Origin of the sequence: Paenibacillus sp. FSL A5-0031 (assembly GCF_001956295.1) — a bacterium.
In the GTDB taxonomy this organism is placed as follows: domain Bacteria; phylum Bacillota; class Bacilli; order Paenibacillales; family Paenibacillaceae; genus Pristimantibacillus.
The window spans coordinates 1-25153 of sequence record NZ_MRTD01000015.1 but is presented as its reverse complement, the minus strand read 5'-3'; the positions used below and the strand labels follow the sequence as shown (position 1 = coordinate 25153).

Sequence of the window (25153 nt, the reverse complement as noted above, 5' to 3'; positions counted from 1 at the left end):
ATTGGTTTGAACGTTAGCTTGAGTATGTGGAGCGTGCATAAATATTGGTATGAGGGAAAATGGGATACCGTTGATTTTCTAGCATTTGCCTCCGAGACAGGGGTTAAGGGAGTGGAGCTGCTCAGTTGTTTTTGGAAGGAAAAGGAGAAGGATATCCCACTAATCGATGAAGCGCTTCGTAAATATGGTTTGCAGGTTGCGTGCTTCAGCGCGTGCAACAACTTTGTGGTAGCAGATGATTCACAAAGGCAAGCACAATTAAAGGAAGTAACGGATGCTGTCGACGCGGCTGTTCATTTTGGAGCCAAGGTCGTTCGTGTATTTTCAGGGGATTTACCCAATGACTCCATATCGTTTGAGCAGGGAATGCAATTCGTAATTGATGGACTTCGTGCAGCGGCTGATTATGCCGAACAGAAAGGTGTAACACTTTGCCTAGAAAATCACGGGTTATTTGCAGGACGCAGCGACCAGGTTATGGCTATTATCCAACAAGTTAATTCTCATGCGCTGCGAAGCACATTTGATACCGGAAATTTTCTGCTCGTTGGCCAAAGCTCTAGCGATGCGATTGATGAGCTGAATGGATATGTTGGTCATGTGCATGTTAAGGACTTTTTACCAGTGCCGGAAGGTACGGCTGGCGGCGTCACTCGGTCTTTAACGGGGGAGCTGTTTCTAGGGAAAATTGCTGGAGAAGGCGCTGTCGATTTGAAGTATATTTTCGGCGAGCTGAAAAAATCAGGTTTTGACGGATGGTTTACCGTAGAGTTCGAAGGCGAAGAAGAGCCTAAGCTTGGCTCTACTGAAGCAGTTAATCATGTAACACGAATAGTGGCAGGCCTTTAAGAAAGCATTAAATGATAAAGGATAGTTAGTTGATTCTGTGTCTACGACCAAAACTTAAGAACGATTTGGAAGGAGATATATCGTGAAGGTGCATTTTCTTGGCACTGCTGCTGCGGAAGGTTTTCCTGCGATGTTTTGTCGTTGTGTGCACTGCTTGAAGGCAAGAGAGCTTGGCGGGAAAAATGTGAGAACACGGAGCTCTGTCCTTATTGATGGCGTGTTAAAGGTTGATTTTCCGCCAGATACGCTTCATCATGTTTTGACGGGCGGCATCGATCTCGGTCTTGTGAAGGATTTGTTCATCACGCACACGCATCTGGATCATCTTCGTGCAGAGGATTTGGAGATGCGGATGCCTGTTTATGCCCATGGATTGGATGCGCCGTTGCATGTTTACGGCCACGATGCAGTCATTCGCAAATGCCGCGATGCTGTTGGCAGACCAGATGCGGAGCGGTTGGTGCTGCGAAAAATAGATCTGTTCGAAACCGTCGATACCGGAAATGCCAAGGTGACGGCGCTGCCGGCAAATCATGATCCCGATGAAACCTGTTTGCTCTTTCTAATCGAAAAGGATGGAAAGCGCATCTTTTATGGACACGATACCGGGCTTCTTCCTGAAGAAACATGGCGATGGCTGGAACAGACGAAATTGGACCTCGCTATATTGGATTGTACGAATGGCCATCTGCCGTTTACAGGAGGACATCTCAACATCGAAGCCGTTCTTGATATTAGGAATCGGTTACGCAGCAAGGGAATATTCAGCCGAGAAAACAAGGTTGTGGTCACACATTTCTCTCACAATATAGGATTGCTGCACGATGATCTTACGCAGTTTTTTGATCAAGAGGATATCATAGTAGCTTTTGACGGTATGATTTTGCAGCTTTAATACGGTTCCTGAAAGGAGTGAATGCCGTTCATGAAAGCCTCCGAGCAGTATTACTTGCAATACAGCCATCATGTTGAAATTGAAAGGCAGCAGGCAATGGACGAGGGGAAACAGATCAGCGCAGAATTGGCTGCTACGTATGAGAAGCTGGCTTCCATGCCGTGGAATGACCCGCAACGTGAACAAATGGCTGCGGCTTATATCGACGAAATAGGGAAGCTGCCTTTAAGAGCTGACTTCCCGTTTGTTGAGCCTTCTAACCTGCCGGAAATAGTAGCGGAAAGACCAGTTGCCGAATTCCCGGTGAATCAACCTGCTCTATTTGAAGATTTAGCGGATAAAATGTATGGTGCATGGCTCGGTCGATCCGCAGGCTGCTTATTGGGGCAGCCGATCGAAGGGTGGAGAAAGGAACGAATTACAGGCTTGTTGAAGGAAACAAACAATTTTCCAGTTCATTATTATATTTCATCCGAAATGGATCCTGAAATTGCGGAAAAGTACGGCGTCATCAACGAGGGCGGGTCGTACGGAAACGAGCTCGTAAGCTGGATTAATAATGTGAAGCATATGGTCGAGGACGACGATATGAACTATACGATCATCAGCCTTGCTGTATTAGAAAAATTCGGCTATGACTTCTCTCCTGACGATGTAGCAGAAACATGGCTTAACCTATTGCCTTTGCTGCGCACCTGTACTGCAGAACGCATTGCTTACCGGAATCTCGTTAATCGCTTAGATCCACCACTCTCAGCTACATATCGCAATGTCTATAGAGAGTGGATTGGCGCTCAAATTCGAGTTGATTTGTATGGCTACATTAATCCTGGAAATCCAGCGAAAGCAGCTGAAATGGCTTGGAGAGACGCTTCGATCTCGCATGTGAAAAATGGCATCTACGGTGCTATGTGGACTGCAGCTATGCTGGCCATGGCTGCCGTGACGGACAACAGGCAGGATGTGATCAGAGCAGGTCTCGGTCAAATTCCTGCCAATTGCCGGCTTGCTGACGATATTCGGACGGTGTTACGCTGGTACGAGGAGCAGGTGACCTTTGATTCAGTAGTAGAGCGTATCCACCATAAATATGATGAAAGCAACGCACATCATTGGTGCCATACGATCTCAAATGCGATGATTGTGGCCGCGTCTCTGCTGTATGGTGAAGGTGATCTGGAAGCAACAATAGGTTTAGCAATCATTTCGGGCTTTGACACAGATTGCAATGCGGCTACCGCAGGTTCTATTGTAGGTATGCAAAAAGGAGCGAGCCAACTACCCGAGAAATGGGTGAAGCCGTTAAACGATAAAATTCGTTCAGGCGTAGATGGCTTCGGCATCGTGCCTCTTTCTCATTTGGCAGAGCGAACGGTGAAATTGATTGCAAATAATCCTTATTTGAAGTAATGGAGTTGCTACAATTTGAAAGCGATACAAATACAATAAACCCAATACCGCCAAGGTGTTGGGTTTATTGTATACTGGGAGAAAAGGGTAATCATTTCATCTTATAATAAGAGCTTTATTTGGAGGAGATCATTTGATGCGTTATGAAGTTAGACTGAATGCGATAGAACAGAAATGGGACATTGTAGCTGGCCGAAAAGAGATCATAAAAGGAATGACGGATAAAATTTTTGCTGAGAAAATTGCTGAAGAATTAAATAAAGCCTACGACCAAGGCAGTGCTGATAGAGAGAATGTAGACAAGAAAATCAATGACAGTATAAATAAATTATTTTTTTAAGAGTTAATAGCGTTTGTTGAAGTATTGAAGAGTTAATTGGATATTTAATTAAGAATGAGGAATTCAAAAGAGTTTTTGACAAGTGTATGGATTGAACTAAAACAGAATCGAGGTGTAAGAGTTGAACCAAATTATTATACAAAAATATGATCCTCAAAGAGATAAAGCTCAAATCGAACGCATGCTGCTTAACTACAATCATCTATTGAATATATTTTATAATGATGAAAAAGGAAACAAAGATAATATTTTGGTTGCACTCAATAATACTACTACCATTGGGTTTCTTTCATTTAATGGTTTCGGCAGAAAACCTCAGGCCATATTATATGTGAACAAAGAGTATGAAGCAGCGGATGTCGGCTCAATGCTAATACAAGAATATGAAAAAATGCTTATTCCAAATGAAAAAGTAGAGCATACCATATTTACGTGTTCTCATCGTGACACTGATTTAATAAGTCTTTTGGACAATAATGGATACAGATTATATTTATCCTCTTACATTATGGAGCGAACGGGTGAATCATTCCCTTCAGATAACATCATAGTTAGAAATTATGAAGAGAATGATTATTTTGAATGGGATAGAATTTGCGAATTAGCTTTCTATCATATGCGACAGCGTATAGGATTGTATCCTTCGTTTTTTTATAAACCTGTGGAATGGGAACGCGAACAGTTTGCCCAAAATAAAAATAATATGTTTGTAATGATATTTGATAATACTATAGTAGCAATAGGAAAAATTGAAGGGAATAAAATATGTACCGTTGCTATTTCTATAGAACATCAATCACGCGGTTATGGAAGAGTTTTTGTGAAATACCTGGTTAATGAAATCATCAGCAGAGGTGAAGAAAAGGTAATCCTTGACGTTGCAAAAGGTAATTTTGCGAAAACATTATATGAAAGCCTTGGGTTTGAAGAAACGGCGCTTTACGACCACTATATTAAATATTTTAGATCGGATACAAGACTAAGTGCTCCACCCGACGATTATTAAACAATACTTATGGATGCTGAAAAGTGCCTCGAAATGAATCTAAAGCTCAGAAGGCAATCCATTCAAATACATATGAATAGCGTTTGTATTTTGTTTAAGTACTTGAATCGTTTTAGAGTTAGGCTGTTTATATATTTCTAAATAGTCTATCTCGTTATATTGTTGCCTTATAGGAAAAGCTAATTTTTCTTCAGTTAAAGAAAACTCTGCAGCAATGCCGGCTTTATTTCCTCGAGCATCAAAGCGTACCCATCTTCCAATGCTGTTGATATAAGCGGCATTAAGAGCATGAATGCAGTATCCTGTGTCGGGTGTATCCCCGATTGTGAGTCGTTGATAACAAAATCCTGTTGGAATCCCTTTGCTTCTTAACAGTGCAGATAATAAATTTGATTTGGCGTAGCAAATACCTTCTTTATAAAATAGGACTTCTGAAGCGCTGCATGTTATCCGTTTGCTTTGAATGTCCCAAGAGTGCGCTATTTGATCTCGAACAAATTCGTAAGTATTTTTTATAAAATCGACTTCGTTAGATGATCTAGAAAATAATACATCTGATAAATTGGTGATTGTCGGGTGACTGAAATCGATGACTTCTGTCTCCTCCAAATAATCTTCTATGTTATCCGATTCACACGATATGTTCATAGCATAATGCCTCCAGTTATTAGTTTACCCTTAGGAATTATTATGCAGTTAAATGAATTAATATACAACATGTAATTTCGTTCAACCATTGTTAACCTAGTAGTTTTTTACGACTGAATAATGAAATGTAATATGGTACAATAGAACGGATTATTATTGAGAAAATGCAATTATATACGGTAAAATTTAGAGGTAAAGCACTTTAGAAATTAACATAATTTAGTGGTTTTAAAAATATTAGAAAACAGGCAGGAGTAAAAACGATGAAATGCCCTCATTGCAACAACGAATTAATAGAAGTCCCTTTATGTTACGGAATTGAAGCGCCAGACTATTTTTACAAGGTGCCAGAAGAGCAAAGAACTGAGTTAATTAGAGATTTTTGCGTAATTGATGAACAGTTTTTTTATATTAGGGGACACATAGAAATACCAATTATTAATAGTAATGAAAAATTTATATGGAGTGTTTGGGTTTCACTTAGCGGTGAAAATTTTTTGAAATCCAATGAATTATTGAATGTACAAGGAAGAGAAAATGAACAACCATATTTTGGATGGTTGTCGACGGAACTTTCAATATATCCAATATCTACACTGTCGTTGAAAACAATGGTACATACACAAGAAGTAGGCGCCGTGCCGTTAATAGAACTAGAACAGACGGATCATCCCCTTGCAGTTGAACAAAGAGAAGGAATTACAATGGAGAGAGTAATAGAGATTGCTCATTTAACCAATCACCACATGAACGATTGAATAGCCAATGAAAACTGACTTTTATGAACTTCTATTTTCAATAAGAATGAGTGAATTGCAAATTTATGCAACAAAATAACCACTCCCTGTCATGAATTAAGTCTCATGATAAGGAAGTGGTTTAAATTTACAAAACGGGGTCTGATATTGACCACTAGATTAAACATCGTCTAAAATAGTCTATAAAACCAATAAGGATGCGGTCGAGAGGACTCGAACCTCCACGGCTGTTACACCACTAGAACCTGAATCTAGCGCGTCTGCCAATTCCGCCACGACCGCAAAACATGTTTTAACAAAAAATATCGTATCATGAGTAAGCTGGAATAGTCAACAATATTTTATAAAAATGGGGGAAAATGCTGTGGAGCAATTAGAGCAAAAAATCATGCAAGAAGGAATCGTCCTTAATGACAATGTATTGAAGGTGGATTCATTCTTAAACCATCAAGTAGATCCGCAGCTTATGCTTGCCATAGGTAAAACGTTCACTTCCCTATTCGAAGCGCAAGGAATTACGAAGGTGCTCACACTGGAGTCTTCAGGCATTGCACCTGCGGTTATGGCCGCTCTGCAAATGAACGTGCCGTTAATATTTGCGCGTAAACGCAAGTCGCTGACACTTAAAGATGATCTCTATACCGAGAAAATCTATTCCTTTACGAAGCAAGAGGAAAGTGAAGTTACTGTTTCTCGCAAGTTTTTGTCAGCCGAAGATCGTGTCCTCATTATAGATGACTTCCTAGCGAACGGCGATGCAGCGCTTGGTTTGGCTCGAATCGTTGAGCAAGCGGGTGCATCGGTAGCTGGTATTGGCATCGTGATCGAGAAGGCGTTCCAGCCAGGACGTGAAAAGCTGATCGAGCATGGTTATCTTGTACATTCATTGGCAAGAGTGGCATCATTAGCAGGCGGAAAAGTAACATTCGCTCCTCATCCAGTCGCTCACGCTTAAACAACAAGTTGTATGTAACTAAATTGCTCACAGTAATTTAAGTACGAACAAATTATAAATAGGAATCAATGACAAGAGAGGCCTAAATCAGGTCTCTTTTTTTTTATATTTATAAGTTAGGTTTATGCTTCTGATATTATGCTGCATTCGCATATTTTCCAGCATTTTCACAAACAATAACAGCAAACGGTGAAAGGTGCGTGCAGCAATGAGCAGACAGCATAATGTAATTGAGGAAAGAGAAATACAGAAATTTCGTAAAATGAGAAGGTCATCGGTTGCTAAGACGGCTGCTGCGGCAGTCTTGCTGCTGAGTGCATTTTCAGCTGCTATGAGCCCGCTGAGCTATAGTCATGTTTCTGCTCAAAGTTCTGCTATAGGGATAAGTACGGCTGCACAAGTAGATGAACGGAAGCCAGTGGCAATCGTAATTGACGATTTTGGCAATAACATGAGCGGAACAGAGGAAATGATGAAGCTTCCAGTCAAAATCACAGCGGCGATTATGCCTTTTATGCCAACGACTAAGAAGGATGCAGAGGAAGCGTATAGGCTTGGCCACGATGTCATTGTTCATATGCCGATGGAACCGAACAAAGGGCTAAAAAGCTGGTTAGGCCCTGGAGCGCTTACGACTGATTTAAGCGATGCAGAGGTGCGTAAACGGGTAGAGGATGCCATTGACGATGTGCCTCATGCGATCGGGATGAATAATCATATGGGCTCAAAGGTGACAGCAGATGAGCGAATGATGCGAATTGTGCTCAGCGTGTGCAAGGAACGGGGGCTCTTTTTTCTAGATAGCCGGACCACCTTCAAAACGGTTGTTCCCAAATTAGCCAAAGAGCTGGGCGTACCGACAGTCTCCAATGATGTTTTTCTTGATGACGTTTATACCGTTCAGCATATTTCCAAGCAAATCGGCGTGCTTCGCAAGCATTTGGAGTCACATGACAGCTGCATCACAATCGGACATGTTGGAGCACCTGGGAAATATACCTCCTCGGTTCTTCATCAGTCCATACCTGCGATGCAGCCTACCGTAAGATTCGTGAAGTTGACTGCACTTATTGGCGGAGAATCAATGAACGATCCACTTGTATTGCCTAATCCCTGAGGCAATGGCCTCAGCAACTTCTTGCTGACGCTGCGGATCTGTCAGCATCGTACGATCATGCTCGCTGCTAATAAAGCCCATTTCTACGATAACAGCAGGGTCTTGCACCCTTCTGAGTAGATAAAACGGTTTTCCTTCCCTTGGGAGGAAAGCCGTATTTTGTTGTCGATTAAGCGCATCTTGTATGCAAAATGCAAGCAATGAGCTTTCACCGCTGCTCTGATGCAGCACTAAAGGGCCTTTCTGCATACTTTTCTTAGACCAATTGACATGTAAGCTAATGAGCAGTTCACTTTCAATTTCATCGGTTAATTGCCGGCGCTGTGATAAATCTTTACGATGTCTCGAGCGTGTATTATGCCAACGATTATCGTCACTGAGTGCATAGTCGCCGGTTCGATTGAGTACAGCCGGTATGTTTTGGCTTCGCAAAATGAAATACAGCTTACGCGCAACAGCTAAGTTAATATCCTTTTCTAAAATATCAGCTGATGAGGCTCCCCCGTCAATCCCGCCATGCCCAGCATCAATGATGACGACAGTTGACGGAAGCGCCCAATCCTGATTGTTGCCTACCGGCAAAAGAGGCCATGCAAAAGCGCTGGATGAGCTGCTGGAAGCAGCCAGCCATATTACAACAAAGGTTAGTGCCATTTTACGAAACATGCTGATTGTTCCTCCAGATTTCTTTGACATACGGTTAGCGTGGCTGTTTGGAGGGAAACTCATGCATGTTTAGATTGGATGGTTAAGGGGCAAACTTAAATTATTAATTCATACGGTATTGAAAGGACTGATTAGCATGGCAAAAGGCGATGAATACGTAAAATTTATGACCGAAAAATTTATAAATTATATAGAAACACCAAGGGAAGAACGGAAACAAACCAACGTATTAGCCAAATCTCGGAGAGAGCCTTGGCTGACGCGTTGGTTCGGATGGGGACCAGTGAGTGTAATGTTATGGTGGCGTGGACGCGCTGAGCGTCATCGGTAAAAGTGCCCAAGCTCGATTAAAAGCTGAAGGGGAATATAGCGGCGATCAGAGCCGTCCTCGCTTGCTTCAAGCGCGACATAGATTTGCCCGTTGTCCCATTTGTTATATCCGACGACAGACCAGACATATAACATCTGGCCATCAAACAGCTCAGCGGTAAAGCGGAGCTGTTCTTTGTTGTTTATTTTGGCAAAGAGAGTTGTGTAGGAATTAGAGCTGAATGTGATGGGTTTATTCGTTAGCCAGGCAAGCTTATCGAATGGATTAAATGACGGCAGCGAGACTTGTTTAATAAGGACTGCTTTCTGAGAGTTAAGTAATGGAGCCGCTTTATCAAGCTTAGCTGCGGCAGCATTTGTCCAATCTTCCTTCTTGGCAGGGAGCGATTCACCGCTGACGGCATCTGCATAATACGTTTCTTTCTCTGTCGTTATTTTCCATGCGGCGAGGAGAGGATGAACATATATTCGATCAATTTGGGTTGCAGGCTTTAGAAGCTCGAGCTGCTTAATCGCTCGTGTAAGTGTGTTTTCATCGAATAATGGATGACTGTTTGTTCCGTATTCACCTAGCTGATATCCACCTGACTCCACCGCATTAACGACAAGATAACCGACAGTATTCTTATTTTGCATGACAAGCACAAGCCAGCTATGCGTTCCAGGGCCAATAGGAGAAACAATAAGCGTCGACTTCTTCCATGCGGCAAAAGAAGGCTGTACAGCCAGTTCTTCGACCCAGCGCTGCGCTTGCTGTTGAACAGGCTCATAAACGGTTGTAGGATTAGAAACGGCTGCAGCAGCTTGTGGCTGCAATCCGCCTGCATACAATACAATAGCGGTCAAAACACATGCCGCTGTAAGCTTAATGAATTTTTTTGGCATAATTAATCACCTCCATATCATTGTATAGGACAAGCTTTAAGAAGGCTGTTGCAACCTGTCGCGTAAGGGCGGCCTTGTGACCGCCTTTTTTTGACGTATTGCTGCGGATAACGTCAGATCCATGTCAATCGATACCCTCGAGATGAAAGATGCCGCAGTTAATGGCGGACGCAGTCACCCTAGGCTCATATTGCCATCTGATTTCGGATTGACGCTGAGCGAATTGCTCCTCAATTGCTGGTTTGTTTTCTTCGATAGCATTCTTAACAAGCGGCTCGTAGTAGCCGTTAATTCGGTCAAGCTCTTCCTTCAACCTTGCTGATGCACTCTCAGCCCAGCTGTAATCATAGCTGCGAAGCTTGCGCTCCAACGTTTGCTCTACAATGCTAAGCGCTTTATTAAAGGAGAGCCCATTTTTGGTGATGTGAATATTTGCCGGCAGGCGAGGCGTAAGCTTATGCGTAAGCAAGCGATCGTAGAAATGCTCTACACATTGTCCAGTTGCGAGCGAGACACCGTAGCTATGAATTTCTTCGCGCTTGCGATCACAAGCGAACTCTACCCGCATATTGACAGACAGCCATGCCGTGTAAGGGGTCGAGGTAAAGGGATTGTTCGAGCGTTTGTCTGGCTCCTGAAACAAGTGGACGAAGCTGCCCTTAGCTTTTGCCGCATCAAATATTTGCTCAAGCTTGCGTGCGCCAAAAAACAAGTCTTCGCGCGGAATGCGAACGGGTGCTGCCAAGCTGCCGTGAATAAAGCCTAGCGAACGCCCAAGAGCGGCATTCGCTGCAGTATCTTGCGCGTTTAGCGCAGCATCCTGTTCGGTGTTCACGACTTCAATTTTTTTGAGCTCCTCGGCAGCGTCATATTTGTTCTTGTCCGTTACAAACAAGAATGTCATCGTCTCAGGTTCTGCGTCGACGCGATCGACGAAGCTCCAGTAGTAGGGACGATTCGTAAGCTCACGGTCGGCGTGAGGAGAGAGCTTCACCGTGAAATGGCTTGGTGACTTTTCTAAAATTGAGCATTCGGTAGCTTCTAAATAGCGGTTTACAAATTTGTGCACCTGTTTTTCGTTCAAGGCTGCACCTCCACGGTTTGTCCAAGCGTATCCAAATTCACTAGCAGGTCAGGACTTGTCGGCAGCGGGTTTTCGCCTGTCAGCACCTCTTCACGAATGCGGCTGAGGGAGGAGCCCAAATGATTGATTTTTTGTTTTAAATCCGTATCGTTGCCCGATTCTAGCAGCATTCGAGCAAGCCGCTGCTCCAGCGAGCCATCCCCTTTTTCAAAGCGCTCCAAAATATGATCCAGCTCGCCAATAACAAGCTCGAACAGGTTAATTTTTTCATGCAATAGGTTGACGATATGCTCTTCAATGGTGCCGATTGTGCACAGATTGTAGATTTTTACGTCTTCCGTTTGCCCAAGGCGATGCACCCGCCCAATTCGTTGTTCGACTCTCATTGGATTCCAAGGCAGGTCGAAATTAATCATGTGGTGGCAAAATTGCAGGTTTATCCCTTCGCCGCCAGCTTCCGTTGCGATGAGGATTTGCGCGCGCCCGCGAAATAAATCCATCATCCAATCCTTTTTGCCGCGGTTCATACCGCCGCGATAAGGGACGGCAATCATATTTTGAGCACGGAAAAACTGCAGCAAATATTCCTGAGTAGCCCGGTATTCAGTGAAAATGATGACCTTGTCATCCATTTCTTTGACAAGCTCCATCGCTTTTTCTGCTTTGGTATTGGCTTTGATATTACGAATTTTCTCTACGAGCTCCCATATTTTTGGACGCATAGGGGAGTCCTCGGACGTTTTCTTAAATAGATTAACAAGCGTTAGAAACACCGCATCGCGGCTGCTGCAAACTTCACGCTGAAGGGTAACGAGTGAGAGCATGCTTGATAAATCGCCGCCGCTTTCTTCATACCGTTCCTTGACGAAGCCCGTCACCGCGTCGTACAGCGCTTTCTCTTCTTCTGAGAGAGTAAGCGGTATATTTTTGACAAAACGTTTCGTGAAATGAATGCCGCCGTCCCCGCGCCGATTCCGAATCATGACACCGGAGAGTGCTTCCTGCAGCTGATCTTCATTTTTCGGAAGCCGCTTGTCGACAACAAAGTTTGCTGCAAATTCACTTTGACCGCCGAGCTGACCAGGCTTGAGCAGCGTAATGAGATTGAACAGCTCGTCCATATCGTTTTGGATTGGGGTAGCCGTAAGGAGCAAGCAATATTTTTTGCGTAAAAGATTAGCAAACTGATAGTTCGTCGTTTTCTTGTTTTTCAGCTTATGTGCTTCATCGATGATGATGATGTCATAATCTGTTCCAAGCACAATCTCGCGATGCGGATCACGCTTTGCGGTATCGATAGAAGCGACAACTACATCATATCCCCATGTATGCTCCTTCTTCTGGGCTACGGCAGAGATGCCGAATTTCTGATTAAGCTCGCGCACCCATTGAAGCACAAGGGAAGCGGGGACAAGAATGAGAATACGCTTAGCTAAACCGCGCACAATATATTCTTTGAGCACGAGTCCTGCTTCGATCGTTTTGCCAAGGCCAACCTCATCGGCCAAAATCGCACGGCCGCCCATCTCATGCACCACTTTGCGCGCTGTGCTGATTTGATGTGCCATTGGTTCGAAGGCTGGAAGCGATCGCAAGCATAACAATTCTTCGAAGCTTTCAATTCGTTTCGCTTGCTCGGCTTCCATAGCGAGCTGATATAACGTCCAATCATCCCATGGGCCGCCTTTTGTTAAACGGTTTTGCAGTTCTTCAAACCAAGAGCGGTCATGCTGCAGCTCAACTAAAGGATGAAGCTTGCGAGAAGTAAAGGCCGTGCCTGCTTCACCTGAGGCAGCCTGCGGCGTCGTCTGAAATGTCATCTAGTACAGCTCCTTCCGCAGTAAAAGGGATAAGTTGTTATTAGTATTGCCTTTTCATCTAATATTAATAAGATGCTGCTTAAAAAAGAGGATGGACTAGCAATATAACGAGAGTGGGCATGTAAGCGGACAGGTTTGCTAAATTTCGCCACAAACGAGCATGAAAATCAATATGTAGTATAGTATAATGGTTTTATGACACAATATATTGTGCTAAAAGCATATCTGATCTAACCTATGCCTTCAGCACGTTAGTATGAGGGAGGAAGCAGCTGCGATGGAGATGTCTGGTGGAAATCGACTTGAGGGACTTAGTGAGAAAATCTTTTTGGATCGATATGCTTGGAAAAATGCAGATACGAGTAAAACGGCGATCGGAGATATCGTGCTTGTTCTAACGAAGGATGATCCGAAATTTCCTGTCAAGGAAGTCGGAGAAGTTATCGCCCGTGATGGCAGCAAGGTCACCGTAAAGCTTAGAAACGGCGAGCATGTGGAGTCTACAATAGAGAAACTTACGCTTACGATTGAAAAAACGCCTGAGGAAATGTGGGATCGTCTTGCAGATGCGATGGCATCTGTTGAAGATGGATCAGAGAAGCAAAAGGATTGGCGGGACAAATTCAGATATTTATTAGATGATTGGAAGCTGGTTCCGGGCGGGAGAATTGCAGCGGGGGCTGGAGCTAGTGAAGAGCTGACGCTATTTAATTGTTATGTCATCCCCTCACCGAAGGATAGCCGCGGCGGCATCATGACAACGCTCACGGAGATGACTGAAATTATGGCGCGCGGCGGCGGCGTTGGGATGAATTTATCTTCGCTGCGACCTCGAAGAGCGATTGTTGCAGGCGTGAACGGTTCATCGAGCGGTGCTGTATCATGGGGTGGGCTGTTCAGCTATGCAACGGGACTCATTGAGCAGGGCGGCAGCCGCCGAGGCGCCTTGATGCTTATGATCAATGATTGGCACCCGGACGTATTAGAGTTTATAACAGTCAAACAAACGATGGGGCAAGTGACAAATGCCAATCTGTCGGTATGTATTAGCAACGCTTTTATGCGGGCTGTAAAGGAAGATTTGGAATGGGAGCTCGTATTTCCAGATACCAAAGATATAGAGTATAACGAGCTATGGACCGGCGATCTGGATGCATGGCGCAAGCTTGGCAAAAAGGTTATCCCATACAAAACGGTGCGCGCTCGTGAAATATGGCAAGCGATTATTGAATCCGCTTGGAAGTCAGCTGAGCCCGGCGTTGTCTTTATGGAGTATTATAATCAAATGTCGAACAGCTGGTATTTCAATCCCATTATTAGTACGAACCCTTGCGGTGAACAAGGCTTGCCGGGCTGGGGCGTCTGCAACTTGTCAGCTGTAAACCTATCGAAGTTTTATGATGAAGAGAAGCATGACGTTGCTTGGGATGAACTTGCCAACGTTACGCGCTGGTCTGTAAGGTTCCTTGATAATGTCATCGACAAAACACCTTATCATTTTGAAGAAAATGAGCGCAATCAGAAGCTTGAGCGGCGTATCGGGCTCGGAACGATGGGACTAGCTGAGCTTATGATTAAGCTGCGTATCCGATATGGCAGCGCAGAGTCATTGGTTTTTCTAGATAAGCTATATGGATTTATGGCTAGGGAGTCTTATTTGGCGTCTTCGGAAATCGCAGCTGAGAAAGGTTCATTCCAAGCGTTTGAAGCTGATAAATATGTACAGAGCGGATTTATGAAGCAATTGATAGCCGAATTTCCGGAGATTGGCGACAGTGTGGCCTTGAACGGCATGCGAAATGTGACGGTCATTACACAAGCGCCAACAGGAAGCACGGGAACAATGGTCGGGACGTCTACCGGAATCGAACCTTATTTTGCCTTCGAATACTATCGTCAGAGTCGTCTTGGTTTTGACAAACAAGATGTTCCAATAGCAGCGTCTTGGAAAGCGTCTCATCCGGGGGAGGAGCTACCAGATTATTTTGTAACCTCGATGAGTTTGTCGGCTGAGGATCATATTCGGGTACAGGCGGCTATACAGCGCTGGGTGGACAGCTCGATTTCCAAAACAGCGAATTGCCCGGCAGATTTCACTGTGGAAGAAACGGGCAGATTGTATGAGCTTGCTTTTGAGCTCGGCTGCAAGGGTGTGACGATTTACCGAGATGGCAGTCGTGATGTTCAAGTTCTCTCAACGTCGTCTAAAGAAGAGAAAACAGAAGCACCATTTGACGCGGATTTGGTGGAAGCCGTTGTCCCAGCAGCGGTGCAACCCGAGCAGGAGCTGGATAAGCAGTATAAACGCAGACCGCAGGTACTGCGGGGTGCGACCTATAAGGTGAACACACCATTTGGCATGGCTTATATTACGATCAATGATCTCAATGGAACACCGGCAGAAATTTTCTTGAACGTAGGCAAGGCAGGTTCGGATGTGTTTGCGATGGCTGAAGCATTAGGGCGTGTGTGTTCGTTATTTCTGCGTTATGGCGATCATGGAAACAAGGTGAAGCTGCTCGTCAAACATTTGAAAGGAATCGGCGGATCGGGAGCGATAGGATTCGGAGTTAACCGAGTGGAGTCCATTGCGGATGCCGTTGCAAAATCGCTTGAGATTCATATGGAGAATGGGACGGAGCAGGAGACGACAGCGAAAATAGTTCAAAGAGAAGAAGCTGCGTCTGTGGATTATACGACGATTTCCAAAGCTGCTGCAGATACTACTTCCGTAGATTTGTGCCCCTCTTGCGGTTCGGCAGCGCTTATTAATATAGAAGGCTGCAAGCAGTGTACGCAGTGCGGCTTTAGCAAGTGTAATTGATAGGGCAAGCAAAAAAAGAGAACCTCATGGTTCTCTTTTTTATTTTGTGTAGTCTTTCCAATAATGCAAAAGAGTTAGGCTGGCTCTGGAAAGATATGATGACGCTCCAGCAGCGTCCACAATTGTTCGACGATATCTTCAGCAGGATAGGGCATGGAGCGAATGATCCACCATTCCAGCAGTCCAATTGCCGCTGAAGTCAGAAACTGCACCATAATCTCCTTGTTCATATCCTGATTGATGCCGCTCATATCAAGATGATCCTCAATACCTTGCTGCATGCCTTCCATCAGTCGGTTTCGAAATGTAGGAACACCTTTGCTCGTTAACAGTGTCGTATAGATGAAGGCGTGCTGTTCCAAATACTTGAATGTTCGAAGAATCAATGTTTTGGCAGAAGGCTGGGCTGTGTCTTCAGCAGGCATGCAGCTCTCAAACAATTGTGTTAAATATGCCTCTATACATTGATCCAGCAGATCAAGCTTGTCTACATAATGCAAATAAACGGTACCTCGGTTTACGTTGGCACGTTCTGCAATTTCGTTAATGGTTACTTGCTCAAAATTTTTCTCTGCAATTAGCTCGACAAAAGCCTTCATGATGGCTTCTTTTGTTTTGAGTACTCGTCTATCCAAAGTGTGACTCCTTTTGAGCAGTTTTAGACATTTGCTCTCGATCTGTTGATTAATCAACACTTTCGCCGATTTTACCGATTGAAGAGCAGCATCTGCGCTGATAAGATCATTATATTGAACAGATGTTGTTTAATCAACGAATGTTCAAAAAAATAGAGCGATGTTCATTTCACTTGAAATATATAATAGGGCGGAGATGCTTTGTGAAAATATTAGTTTATGGCGCAGGGGTGTTAGGCAGCTATCTTGCACATGTGTTAGCGCGTGGAGGCAATGACGTTACCGTACTTGCCAGAGGAAAAAGATATGAAGAGCTGACGAAAGACGGCATCGTTATTCGTCATTATTTTCAGCGTAAGACGACGGTGGACAAAGTGAGAGTTATTCATCATTTGTCATCAGAAGAAATGTATGATCTCATTTTTGTGGTTATGAAATACAATGATTTTCCATCAGTACTACCAATTCTGGCGCAAAATCAAAGCAGTCATATTGTGCTTGTAGGCAATAATGCAGACGCTCATGAAATGCAAAATGACTTGCAGAAAAATAGTGCCGTGAAAAAAAATATAGTATTCGGATTCCAGCTTAGCGGCGGTCGTCGAGAAGCTGATCGAATGATCTGTATACGTGGAGGCGGACATATGGTGCTTGGCAGTTTAGAAGGGGAGCTGTCATTTAAACCATTACTAGAAAAAGCCTTTGAAAAAGTAAAATACAAATTAGATTATCAAGAAGATATGGATGCTTGGCTTAAAAGTCATATCGTCACCATACTGGCGATGAACGCAATTAGCATAACAAGCGATAACCAATTCAAAAAAATAGCGAAGAACAAAAAGCTGCTCATGCAAATGATTACAGCAATAGATGAAGGCTTTAAAGTGTTGGAATCATTAGGTTATACAATCATACCAGCAAACCAAGTTAAGTTTATTCGCAATTATAGAGGGATGGTATACAGCTTTCTGAAAATATACCATATGTCGCCGATTACCAAACTGATCGATGGGTCCCCCTATGAAATCGCAGCGTTAATGAATAAGTTTGCTATTTTAAAACAAAAATCTAATGTTTTAACTCCACATTTGGATGAGATTGCTCAGCAATTCAATGCCAAGTTTGTAGAAATAGCGAAACAAAACTAGCATGATTTTCAAGCAAAAAAGACCATTCTCCTCGTATAGGTGAAGGGTTGGTCTTTGCAGGTTCATTATTCCCGTTCTTTTCTTTTTGAATAATTTTGTATCGCATCGTTCAATAGGGCATAGTTAAAATCCGGCCAGCTTTTATCTGTAAACCACAATTCAGCATACGCTGCCTGCCATAGTAGGAAGTTGCTCAGCCTCTTTTCACCGCTTGTCCGAATGATTAAATCAACTGGCGGATAATCGGAGGTAGCGATCGTTTTCTCAAATTGTTCATCGAAAGTGAGCGGGTCTGCTCCGCTTGCGATGAGCTTTTTTGCAGCTTGCAGAATTTCAGTTCTCCCCCCGTAATTAAGAGCCATATTTAGAAGCATGCCAGTGTTGTTTTTCGTTATTTCACAGGTTCGCTGAATGACATCCACCGTATGAGCAGGAAACGAGCTAATATCGCCGATATAAGTTACTTTTACATTTTTTTTGTTTAGTTCGTCGATCGTTTGATTCTGAAAATATTTGATAGGCAGCTCCAATAAATAATCAACCTCGGCTTTGGGCCGTCTCCAGTTCTCCGTTGAAAATGCATATAAGGTCAAGCAGCTAAGCTTTAGCGAAATCGATCTTTTTATGATTTTCTGCATCGTTTTCATCCCGTAAAAGTGGCCAACGTTTCGCGGCAGCCCTTTGCGAGTTGCCCATCTCCCGTTGCCGTCCATAATGATCGCGATGTGTTTTGGAAAATACTTGTAACGATCCTGCTTGAAAAATAAATGTGACCACAGCATGACTTTCCTCCTCAAGCAAGTTAACATTCTTTTTTATCTAGATACGACCCACAAAATCAAAGTTGCTGCCGGTACGAGCAGTAATTGTGCCAGCACGGTGCCCATCACACGGGACAACATAAGCAGACCGAATACTTTAGTTAACGCAGCGCTTTTTTTCTCTCCCTTTAGCACTTTATCCGTCAATAAGCCGATTTCAGGATCAATAAGAAGTGCTAGCAAAATCGTTGCTACCCCATTAATTAGCCCTGATGATTGAGAAGCGGAAATCGCATGCTCGGTCGTCATAGAAGAAGCGAGTAAAGCGGCCAGCACGCCAATCGTATAGACCGCGGTTACGATAATGTTGAGTAAAAACAATCGTTTCGGAATTCCGCCAATTCTTAATCGCGCCAGCATTCCCAGCTTTGGCAGACGGATGTGTGAACGCGAGTTTTTAAGTTTCTCAATGGATACCGTTGTTCTCAGCAAGCCTGGGATAGAGCCTGCTACCTCCAAATGGGCAATGACTCGTCTAGCCAGCATCACCGCGGTTGGAAATGCTAGCATCGCAGCAATTGTTCCTAGAGATGCGCTTAAAATTATGATTCGAAATTGCTCAATCAGTGAATACTCCATGGAAGTTTTGGCAGAATCGATGAGCTTTCCCATAAGCGGTGCTTGCACCATGTTGGCTGTTCGCGATACGAGCAGGATAATGCCGGTTAACGATATAGCGACTGCTATTTTTCCCATACGTACGCCAGCTAATCGAAGAGAGTATGTAATCGTTTCTGCAAAATGAATAATAAATGTAAAGCTGCTAACTAGAATAATCTGCTCAAGCATGGCAGCACCTCTTTCCCTTATGGAGGTAAGATTCTACTATCATTAAATAGGAAATACCGAAATTAAAAAATAGAAAGTAAATAAGCAAGTTTTTCTTATTTTATGTTCGAAGGAGCGTTCTCATCTCTCATCTAGCAAAATATTAATTGTGAAAATGGTAAACTCAGACTCTATCGGCTTGTAAGCAATGCTTGCAAAAAAGAGAGCGCTTTATTGACAAAATACATATAATCGAATAAGATTCACCTATCTGAAAGGTAAAAAGGATGATAGAAATGATTCAGAAGGTTAAGAAGCAAAATGTTCATGAGTTGGTCTCAGAAGAGATTCAAAAATACATCGAGGTTAAAGGCTTGCAGGAGGGAGACAAGCTTCCATCAGCTGAAGAACTGACAAAATTATTAGGTGTAGGACGTTCCTCTTTGCGCGAAGCACTGAGGTATCTTGAAGCTATCGATATTGTTAAAGTGGTGAATGGAAAAGGTATATTTGTTAATGATTCTGAGTCCTATCGCTATAGCGGAAAGGTGAAAATTGAGAATGAGAAGAAGTTTCTTCTTCATATTCTTGACGTGCGCAGAGCTTTGGAAGGAAAGGCTGTAGAGCTTGCTGCTATACGGATTAGCAACGAAAAAATCGAGAAGATGAGACTGTGTTTAGAAGAGTATGATGTGTGCAAAAACAGAGGTCTGGATACATCGGCAATTGACTATAAGTTTCACCAGCATATTTATGATGCTGCCGCTAATCCGCTGCTTCACAGCGTCTATGAATCTATCTCTGAATTAATTAAACGTTTCTTTGCTGGCCCGTTCGGCGTTAAGGAATTATTTGATAACACGTATCCGTTCCATCGTACGTTGTTTGATGGTATTGCCAAACATGATGTACAGCATGCATTAGCCGAATTTAATAAAATGATGGATATTATCGAGGAAACGATACGCCATTATTAATTAAAATTAGTTATTGACAAGTTGAAAGTGCTTACATTATATTTAACCTATCATACAGGTAGATAGTATGACACTATGTCTCTAGGGGGATTCATATGTTTGGTAAACCAATGAAAACATGGATGTTATCCGCTTTGACGGCTGTAATGGTTTTTACTCTCACTACAGCTTGCAGTTCTTCAAATGATGGGAAAAAGCCTGACAGCGGAAGTAAAGAGAAAGTAATTACGCTTCGCATGATTGAAAGCTTGACCAGCCCGAGTCGTACAGCATTGATTAAAGCAAGCATCGACAAATTCATGGCACAGAACACGAACATCAAGGTTGAATTGATTTCTCCACCGTTTGATCAGGCTGATAACAAAATCAGAACGATGTTGGCCGCCAAACAACCGCTAGACGTTTTGGAAGTACGCGATCTTAACGTTGCGGAATTCGTAAATAACAACTACGTAGAGCCATTGAACGATTATACAGGCTCATGGAGCGACTTTGGCACTGTAACGGCTGTTGCTAAATCCGTTGCTTCCGTCAAGGATAAGCTCTACTTCATACCAAACGGATTGTATCAGCGCCAATTGTTTTATCGTGCAGATTGGTTGAAGGAAGCGGGAATCAATGCTCCGGTTACCTACGAAGAGTTAGTTAATGCATCGGTTAAGCTGACGGACGCTGCGAAGAACCGTTATGGCTTCTCATTCCGTGGCGGTCCTGGTGCCAACGGTGTTCCAGATACATTGATTCAAGCGTACGACGCAGACAAGATCAATGTTGATGATGCGATGTTCCTGAAAGATGGCGGAACAATCTACTCTTCTCCAGAAGCCAAAACGGCATTAGATCTATATGTGAAGCTGTACAAAGAAGGATCACCTCCGGATTCCATTAACTGGGGCTTCCAAGAGCAGGTACAGGCATTTACTTCTGGTGTAACAGCATTCCTTTTGCAAGATCCGGACGTTATTCAAGTATTGAGCGAGAACATGCAAGAAGGCACTTGGGCAACAGCTCCAATGCCTACTGGCCCATCAGGCAAAGCGATGATTTCTGCAGGTGGAGCAGGCTGGGGTATCACTTCCCACTCGACAAACAAAGAAGCTGCTTGGAAATTAATTACGTTCCTTTCCTCGCCTGAGGAGAATACACAGCTATCCAAAAGCCATGGTACTGTACCGATCCACTCTTCTGCTACAGAGGATGAGTTTTTCCAAAAAGGACCTTACAAAACTTTGCTTGATATGACGAACAAACCGGATACGTTCATCAATTTCAAACCGCCGTTCGAATATCCTGCTAATGGACAATGGGGTACCGTCGCTATGGAAAGTGGTCAGGCGATGCTGCTAGGTCAAACTTCAGTTGAGGATACGTTAACGAAGTGGAATGAATATTGGGCGAAAGCGAAAGCGGACATGAACAAATAATCTGAAAAATAGTGATGGGTGGCTCAGCAGCCGCCCATCGCATTTTCTAAGTCAAGGGCGGTGATTGCATTGAGAAAGCAGCGAACGTATATTTTGCTCAGCTTGCTACCAGCTTTGGTGTTGCTGCTCATATTTACGTTTTATCCATTCCTGCAAGGGGTAGTCATGGCGTTTCAGAACTACGTTCTGTTCGATCTGACGAACGTTCGATTCATCGGATTCCAGAACTTTGTAACCGCATTCCAAGATGCTAAGTTTCTGAAAGCAATGACGAATAGCGCATACTGGGTGTTTTTCTCCTTAACGTTTCAATTTTTGATTGGCCTCTCACTTGCACTGATTTTGCGTAAACCGTTTAAAGGCAGAGGGGTATATCAAGGATTTATCTTTTACTCTTGGGCTTTATCTGGTTTCTTAATCGGCTTGATTTGGAAATGGATGTTCAACTCCCAAATGGGCGTTATTAATGATCTTTTAATGCGCCTCGGTCTTATTGATACTAGAATCGGTTTTCTCTCTGATCCAGATTGGGCGATGTCATCGGTCATTATCGCTAATGTATGGTACGGGATCGCGTTTTTTGCAATCATGCTGCTTGCGGCACTTCAATCGGTGCCAGCTGATTTGTATGAGGCAGCGGATATGGATGGAGCGGGGAGCATTCGCAAGTTTGTTAATGTCACCTTTCCTTTTATTCTTCCTACGATTATCGCAACGACGTTGCTCAGAGCGATATGGATATTCAATGACCCAACGATTATTTACGGTTTGACTAACGGCGGTCCTGCGGGAACAACTCATATTTTATCCTCATTAATGCTGGATAAAATTATTTACGGCGGGGACTACGGGATGGCATCGGCAATTGGTGTTACGATGATCGGCATTCTAATCTTGTACACGATTTTCTATTTGTTTGTGACCAAGTCGGAAAAGGTGGGTGATTTTTAAGATGAAGCCACGCATACTGACAGGTCTGAAGGTGCTGTATCTAGCGTTGCATTTTGTAATCATGGTATTTCCTTTATACTGGATCGTCATTACTTCACTTAAGCCTCAAAAGGATATATTCTCTTTCCCGCTTCAATATTGGCCAAAGCAATTCACGCTGGATAACTACATCCAGATTTTTAAAATATCGAAATTCCATATTTACATTTTCAACAGCTTATTAGTGGCCGTCCTTGCTGCTGCTATCGTTATTTTTATAGCGACTCTAAGCGCATATGTCATGGCCCGCTTTCAGTTTAGAGGGCATAAACAGATTATGATGGCGTTTTTCGTTACGCAAATGCTTCCGGGATTTATTGCACTAGCTCCATTGTACTTATTGATGGCGGACTTGGATTTGATTAATTCAAGGATGTCATTAATTATCTGCTACACGGTCATGCTCATTCCATTCTCAACAATTATGCTTCGAGGCTTTTTCCAACGCGTTCCGAGCAGCTTAGAGGAGGCAGCCATGATTGATGGTTGTTCGCGTCTGACGGCGTTGTTAAGAGTAATCATTCCGGTCATGTTGCCGGGCATTGCTTCAACCTTCATCTTTGCATTTGTACAAAACTGGAATGAGCTGTTTATGGCTGTCATGTTTATCGATGACGAGGCATTGAAGACGTTGCCGGTAGCTATGAACTCCTTCGTTATGAAATTTGATGTCGATTGGGGTGCAATGTCGGCTGGAACGGTACTATCAGTCATTCCTACCGTCGTATTGTTCGCTTTTGCCCAGCGTTTCATCGTAGAGGGATTAACACAGGGAGCAGAAAAAGGATAATAAATTCATGGAATGGATAGAGGGAAATGACATGATGGAGAGAAAAGAAATGGATAATCAACTGCATACAAAAGTCTCTCACGATCAGGTAGATAAACAACATTACGGTGCGGTAACCATACCGATCTATCAAAATAGCTTATTTACTTTCGAGAATCATGAAACCTTCGATCATGCGATGCAGGATGTATTAGCTGCCAACGTATATTCCCGAGGCAACAATCCAACGGTAAAATATTTGGAAAGCAAAATCGCCGAATTGGAGGGCGGTGAGCAGTCGCGCTGCTTCGCATCGGGTATGGCTGCAATTGCAGGAACGCTGCATGCGCTGCTTCGTTCAGGCGATCATGTCATCTGTGTTGATCAGGCTTACGGGCCAACAAGAGAGTTTCTAAACGAAATGTCAGAGAGGTATCAGGTTGAAGTCACTTATGTAGATGGCAGTTTGCTCTCCGATTTCGAGGATGCAGTACAGCCAAATACAAAAATTATATACGTGGAAAGCCCTACTTCAGGCCTTTTCCAGCTGCAGGATCTTGAAGGAATAGCTGAGCTGGCGAAAAAAACAGGGATCATTACAATGATAGATGGCAGCTGGGCAACCCCTTGCTTCCAAAGGCCTTTGACTATGGGCATCGATCTCGTGCTGCATTCGATGACTAAGTTTTTTTCAGGACATAGTGATTGTCTGGGCGGAGTTGTAACTGGAAGTGCTGCGCTAATTAGTAAAATTGAGAACAAAGGGTATATGCTGCTAGGAGGAATCATGACGGCTCATACAGCGTCGTTAATGATTCGTGGTTTACGTACGCTTCCGCTTCGTATGGAGCGCCATCAGAAGAGCGGCATGATCATCGCGGAGTATTTGGAGAAACACCCTATGGTCAATCGCGTAAACCATCCAGGTCTTCGTTCACACCCTCAGCATGAGTTGGCACAAAAACAACTGGACGGATACAGCAGCTTGTTTTCATTCGAATCCAAGCTTCCCGTTACTGTCATGAAGCAGTGGGCTGATGCGCTGCAATATTTCCGGATTGCAGTCAGCTGGGGCGGTTATGAGAGTCTCGTTACGGTCAATACAACGCCTGAGCGTAGAAACCCGGACGGAACAAACCCTTCAGTAGCCAGATTGTACATCGGAATGGAAGATCCGTATACGCTAATCGATGATATGGAGAGAGCGTGGAAGCTAGTAAAAGCTTACTAGGTCAAATAGTGACTCGGCGGGAGTGATATCTGCTATTTCACCGTATTAGCTATAGCGAGCAGCAGTATTATTTTATTGGAACGAAGGTTGGCGGGGACATCCTTTGAAAATTATGCGAATATCTTGCGAACATCTTCAAGGCCACTTCTTCTGAAGTGGCTTTTTTGAATTAGCAGAGCGTAGCAAGTGGGGAGCAGTCTCGAGTTTTTGAGGTTTTGAGCAGTGATAACGGACATCAGTTCCGCTAAAATACGGTTAAAGGGGGTTTGTGAGTATGTAACGGACATGAGATCCGTTATTTGCGATAAAACCCCCGATATTACACAGATTTATAGCAAATAGCGGAACCTATGTCCGTAAAACTCTCAAAATGGGCTAATATTCACAAATAGCGGAACCTATGTCTGTTAGACGAGCAAAATGAGGCAAAGTGTTCAAAGAGTAGAAATTGTGTCTGTAAAACAAGCAAAGTAGTTGAAGTGTTCAAAGAGTGGGATCTATATCCGAAAGACGAGTAAAATGAGTTGAAGTGTTCAAAGAGCGGAATCTATATCCGAAAGTTGAGCAAATGAGCTGAAGTGTTCAAAGAGCGGGATCTATATCCGAAAGACGAGTAAAATGAGTTGAAGTGTTCAAAGAGCGGAATCTATATCCGAAAGTTGAGCAATATGAGCTGAAGTGTTCAAAGAGCGGGATCTATATCCGAAAGACGAGTAAAATGAGTTGAAGTGTTAAGAGAGCGGAATCCATATCCGAAAGTTGAGCAATATGAGCTGAAGTGTTCAAAGAGCGGGATCTATTAC

At 43.5% G+C, this 25153-nt stretch carries 24 protein-coding genes and 1 tRNA gene; 16 read left to right on the top strand and 9 right to left on the bottom strand.

What is annotated here, in order from left to right:
- Positions 1–6: 6 nt before the first annotated feature.
- The 5 genes from BK120_RS23890 (at position 7) to BK120_RS23870 (ending at position 4500) form a co-directional block, all read left to right on the top strand.
- Positions 7–849 carry a sugar phosphate isomerase/epimerase family protein gene (locus BK120_RS23890; RefSeq protein ID WP_076270019.1) on the top strand — a complete coding sequence of 281 codons (843 nt, stop codon included), beginning with the start codon at positions 7–9 and terminating at the stop codon, positions 847–849.
- Between the two features lie 82 nt (positions 850–931).
- Entirely contained in the window at positions 932–1744 is an 813-nt protein-coding gene (locus BK120_RS23885; RefSeq protein WP_076270018.1) for an MBL fold metallo-hydrolase, read from the top strand.
- 30 nt (positions 1745–1774) lie between these two features.
- Entirely contained in the window at positions 1775–3154 is a 1380-nt protein-coding gene (locus BK120_RS23880) for an ADP-ribosylglycohydrolase family protein (RefSeq protein ID WP_076270017.1), read from the top strand.
- 133 nt (positions 3155–3287) lie between these two features.
- The gene (locus BK120_RS23875; RefSeq protein WP_144376840.1) at positions 3288–3494 is read left to right on the top strand and encodes a hypothetical protein; all 207 of its coding nucleotides are present in this window, start codon (positions 3288–3290) and stop codon (positions 3492–3494) included.
- Between the two features lie 121 nt (positions 3495–3615).
- Positions 3616–4500 (top strand): GNAT family N-acetyltransferase, encoded by an 885-nt coding sequence (locus BK120_RS23870; protein ID WP_076270015.1) that lies wholly within the window; start codon positions 3616–3618, stop codon positions 4498–4500.
- 39 nt (positions 4501–4539) lie between these two features.
- Here BK120_RS23870 and BK120_RS23865 read toward each other — a convergent pair whose 3' ends face one another.
- Positions 4540–5148: a transglutaminase-like domain-containing protein gene (locus BK120_RS23865; protein WP_076270014.1), complete on the bottom strand. Its 609-nt coding sequence runs from the start codon at positions 5146–5148 to the stop codon at positions 4540–4542.
- 263 nt (positions 5149–5411) lie between these two features.
- Between BK120_RS23865 and BK120_RS23860 the strand changes: the two genes are divergently transcribed.
- Entirely contained in the window at positions 5412–5906 is a 495-nt protein-coding gene (locus tag BK120_RS23860) for a DUF2199 domain-containing protein (protein WP_076270013.1), read from the top strand.
- A gap of 198 nt (positions 5907–6104) precedes the next feature.
- Here BK120_RS23860 and BK120_RS23855 read toward each other — a convergent pair.
- Positions 6105–6188: transfer RNA gene (locus BK120_RS23855), tRNA-Leu, on the bottom strand.
- An 82-nt stretch (positions 6189–6270) separates the two neighbouring features.
- Here BK120_RS23855 and BK120_RS23850 point away from each other — a divergent pair.
- Entirely contained in the window at positions 6271–6861 is a 591-nt protein-coding gene (locus BK120_RS23850; protein ID WP_076270012.1) for a xanthine phosphoribosyltransferase, read from the top strand.
- A 208-nt stretch (positions 6862–7069) separates the two neighbouring features.
- Positions 7070–7978, top strand: a complete 909-nt coding sequence (locus BK120_RS23845; protein ID WP_256711004.1) for a divergent polysaccharide deacetylase family protein — start codon at positions 7070–7072, stop codon at positions 7976–7978.
- Here the strand turns inward: BK120_RS23845 and BK120_RS23840 are convergent.
- Positions 7943–8644 carry an N-acetylmuramoyl-L-alanine amidase family protein gene (locus tag BK120_RS23840; protein WP_076270011.1) on the bottom strand — a complete coding sequence of 234 codons (702 nt, stop codon included), beginning with the start codon at positions 8642–8644 and terminating at the stop codon, positions 7943–7945. The genes BK120_RS23845 and BK120_RS23840 overlap by 36 nt on opposite strands.
- A 136-nt stretch (positions 8645–8780) precedes the next feature.
- On the opposite strand from BK120_RS23840, the gene BK120_RS23835 reads away from it, so the two are divergent.
- The gene (locus BK120_RS23835; protein ID WP_076270010.1) at positions 8781–8975 is read left to right on the top strand and encodes a YqzE family protein; all 195 of its coding nucleotides are present in this window, start codon (positions 8781–8783) and stop codon (positions 8973–8975) included.
- Here the strand turns inward: BK120_RS23835 and BK120_RS23830 are convergent.
- The 3 genes from BK120_RS23830 to BK120_RS23820 form a co-directional block, all read right to left on the bottom strand.
- Complete coding sequence (locus BK120_RS23830) at positions 8966–9859, bottom strand: hypothetical protein (protein WP_076270009.1); 894 nt, start codon at positions 9857–9859, stop codon at positions 8966–8968. The two genes, BK120_RS23835 and BK120_RS23830, sit on opposite strands and share 10 nt — an antisense overlap.
- Positions 9860–9983: 124 nt before the next feature.
- A complete protein-coding gene (locus tag BK120_RS23825; protein WP_076270008.1) occupies positions 9984–10943 on the bottom strand; it encodes a YqhG family protein in 960 nt (319 codons plus the stop codon).
- Complete coding sequence (locus tag BK120_RS23820; protein WP_076270007.1) at positions 10940–12763, bottom strand: DEAD/DEAH box helicase; 1824 nt, start codon at positions 12761–12763, stop codon at positions 10940–10942. Before BK120_RS23820 ends, BK120_RS23825 begins: the two co-directional genes overlap by 4 nt.
- A gap of 277 nt (positions 12764–13040) precedes the next feature.
- Between BK120_RS23820 and BK120_RS23815 the strand changes: the two genes are divergently transcribed.
- A complete protein-coding gene (locus tag BK120_RS23815; protein ID WP_076270006.1) occupies positions 13041–15587 on the top strand; it encodes an adenosylcobalamin-dependent ribonucleoside-diphosphate reductase in 2547 nt (848 codons plus the stop codon).
- 74 nt (positions 15588–15661) lie between these two features.
- Here the strand turns inward: BK120_RS23815 and BK120_RS23810 are convergent, their stop codons facing one another.
- Positions 15662–16222 carry a TetR/AcrR family transcriptional regulator gene (locus tag BK120_RS23810; RefSeq protein WP_076270005.1) on the bottom strand — a complete coding sequence of 187 codons (561 nt, stop codon included), beginning with the start codon at positions 16220–16222 and terminating at the stop codon, positions 15662–15664.
- Positions 16223–16425: 203 nt separating this feature from the next.
- Here BK120_RS23810 and BK120_RS23805 point away from each other — a divergent pair, with 203 nt between their 5' ends.
- Entirely contained in the window at positions 16426–17370 is a 945-nt protein-coding gene (locus BK120_RS23805; protein WP_076270004.1) for a ketopantoate reductase family protein, read from the top strand.
- Positions 17371–17435: 65 nt separating this feature from the next.
- Here the strand turns inward: BK120_RS23805 and uppS are convergent, their stop codons facing one another.
- Both uppS and BK120_RS23795 read right to left on the bottom strand, forming a co-directional pair.
- Positions 17436–18152: a polyprenyl diphosphate synthase gene (gene uppS / locus BK120_RS23800; RefSeq protein ID WP_144376839.1), complete on the bottom strand. Its 717-nt coding sequence runs from the start codon at positions 18150–18152 to the stop codon at positions 17436–17438.
- Between the two features lie 33 nt (positions 18153–18185).
- The gene (locus tag BK120_RS23795; protein WP_076270002.1) at positions 18186–18980 is read right to left on the bottom strand and encodes a lipid II flippase Amj family protein; all 795 of its coding nucleotides are present in this window, start codon (positions 18978–18980) and stop codon (positions 18186–18188) included.
- 275 nt (positions 18981–19255) lie between these two features.
- On the opposite strand from BK120_RS23795, the gene BK120_RS23790 reads away from it, so the two are divergent.
- The 5 genes from BK120_RS23790 (at position 19256) to BK120_RS23770 (ending at position 24350) form a co-directional block, all read left to right on the top strand.
- Positions 19256–19936: a FadR/GntR family transcriptional regulator gene (locus BK120_RS23790; protein WP_076270001.1), complete on the top strand. Its 681-nt coding sequence runs from the start codon at positions 19256–19258 to the stop codon at positions 19934–19936.
- Positions 19937–20031: 95 nt separating this feature from the next.
- On the top strand, positions 20032–21360 hold the full coding sequence (locus tag BK120_RS23785; protein WP_144376838.1) for an ABC transporter substrate-binding protein: 1329 nt from the start codon (positions 20032–20034) through the stop codon (positions 21358–21360).
- A 60-nt stretch (positions 21361–21420) separates the two neighbouring features.
- On the top strand, positions 21421–22311 hold the full coding sequence (locus tag BK120_RS23780) for a carbohydrate ABC transporter permease (protein ID WP_372239023.1): 891 nt from the start codon (positions 21421–21423) through the stop codon (positions 22309–22311).
- Position 22312: 1 nt separating this feature from the next.
- Positions 22313–23140, top strand: coding sequence for a carbohydrate ABC transporter permease (locus tag BK120_RS23775; protein ID WP_076269999.1), 828 nt, complete (start codon positions 22313–22315; stop codon positions 23138–23140).
- A gap of 7 nt (positions 23141–23147) precedes the next feature.
- Complete coding sequence (locus BK120_RS23770) at positions 23148–24350, top strand: trans-sulfuration enzyme family protein (RefSeq protein ID WP_256711003.1); 1203 nt, start codon at positions 23148–23150, stop codon at positions 24348–24350.
- Positions 24351–25153 lie beyond the last annotated feature (803 nt).

Excerpts from the sequence above, each read along its gene's own strand:
- BK120_RS23880 (WP_076270017.1), top strand. The coding sequence starts at position 1,775 with ATGAAAGCCTCCGAGCAGTATTACTTGCAATACAGCCATCATGTTGAA.
- BK120_RS23865 (WP_076270014.1), bottom strand. The coding sequence starts at position 5,148 with ATGAACATATCGTGTGAATCGGATAACATAGAAGATTATTTGGAGGAG.
- BK120_RS23860 (WP_076270013.1), top strand. The coding sequence starts at position 5,412 with ATGAAATGCCCTCATTGCAACAACGAATTAATAGAAGTCCCTTTATGT.
- BK120_RS23845 (WP_256711004.1), top strand. The coding sequence starts at position 7,070 with ATGAGCAGACAGCATAATGTAATTGAGGAAAGAGAAATACAGAAATTT.
- BK120_RS23840 (WP_076270011.1), bottom strand. The coding sequence starts at position 8,644 with ATGTTTCGTAAAATGGCACTAACCTTTGTTGTAATATGGCTGGCTGCT.
- BK120_RS23835 (WP_076270010.1), top strand. The coding sequence starts at position 8,781 with ATGGCAAAAGGCGATGAATACGTAAAATTTATGACCGAAAAATTTATA.
- BK120_RS23830 (WP_076270009.1), bottom strand. The coding sequence starts at position 9,859 with ATGCCAAAAAAATTCATTAAGCTTACAGCGGCATGTGTTTTGACCGCT.
- BK120_RS23820 (WP_076270007.1), bottom strand. The coding sequence starts at position 12,763 with ATGACATTTCAGACGACGCCGCAGGCTGCCTCAGGTGAAGCAGGCACG.
- BK120_RS23815 (WP_076270006.1), top strand. The coding sequence starts at position 13,041 with ATGGAGATGTCTGGTGGAAATCGACTTGAGGGACTTAGTGAGAAAATC.
- uppS (WP_144376839.1), bottom strand. The coding sequence starts at position 18,152 with ATGCTGTGGTCACATTTATTTTTCAAGCAGGATCGTTACAAGTATTTT.
- BK120_RS23795 (WP_076270002.1), bottom strand. The coding sequence starts at position 18,980 with ATGCTTGAGCAGATTATTCTAGTTAGCAGCTTTACATTTATTATTCAT.
- BK120_RS23790 (WP_076270001.1), top strand. The coding sequence starts at position 19,256 with ATGATTCAGAAGGTTAAGAAGCAAAATGTTCATGAGTTGGTCTCAGAA.
- BK120_RS23785 (WP_144376838.1), top strand. The coding sequence starts at position 20,032 with ATGTTTGGTAAACCAATGAAAACATGGATGTTATCCGCTTTGACGGCT.
- BK120_RS23775 (WP_076269999.1), top strand. The coding sequence starts at position 22,313 with ATGAAGCCACGCATACTGACAGGTCTGAAGGTGCTGTATCTAGCGTTG.
- BK120_RS23770 (WP_256711003.1), top strand. The coding sequence starts at position 23,148 with ATGGAATGGATAGAGGGAAATGACATGATGGAGAGAAAAGAAATGGAT.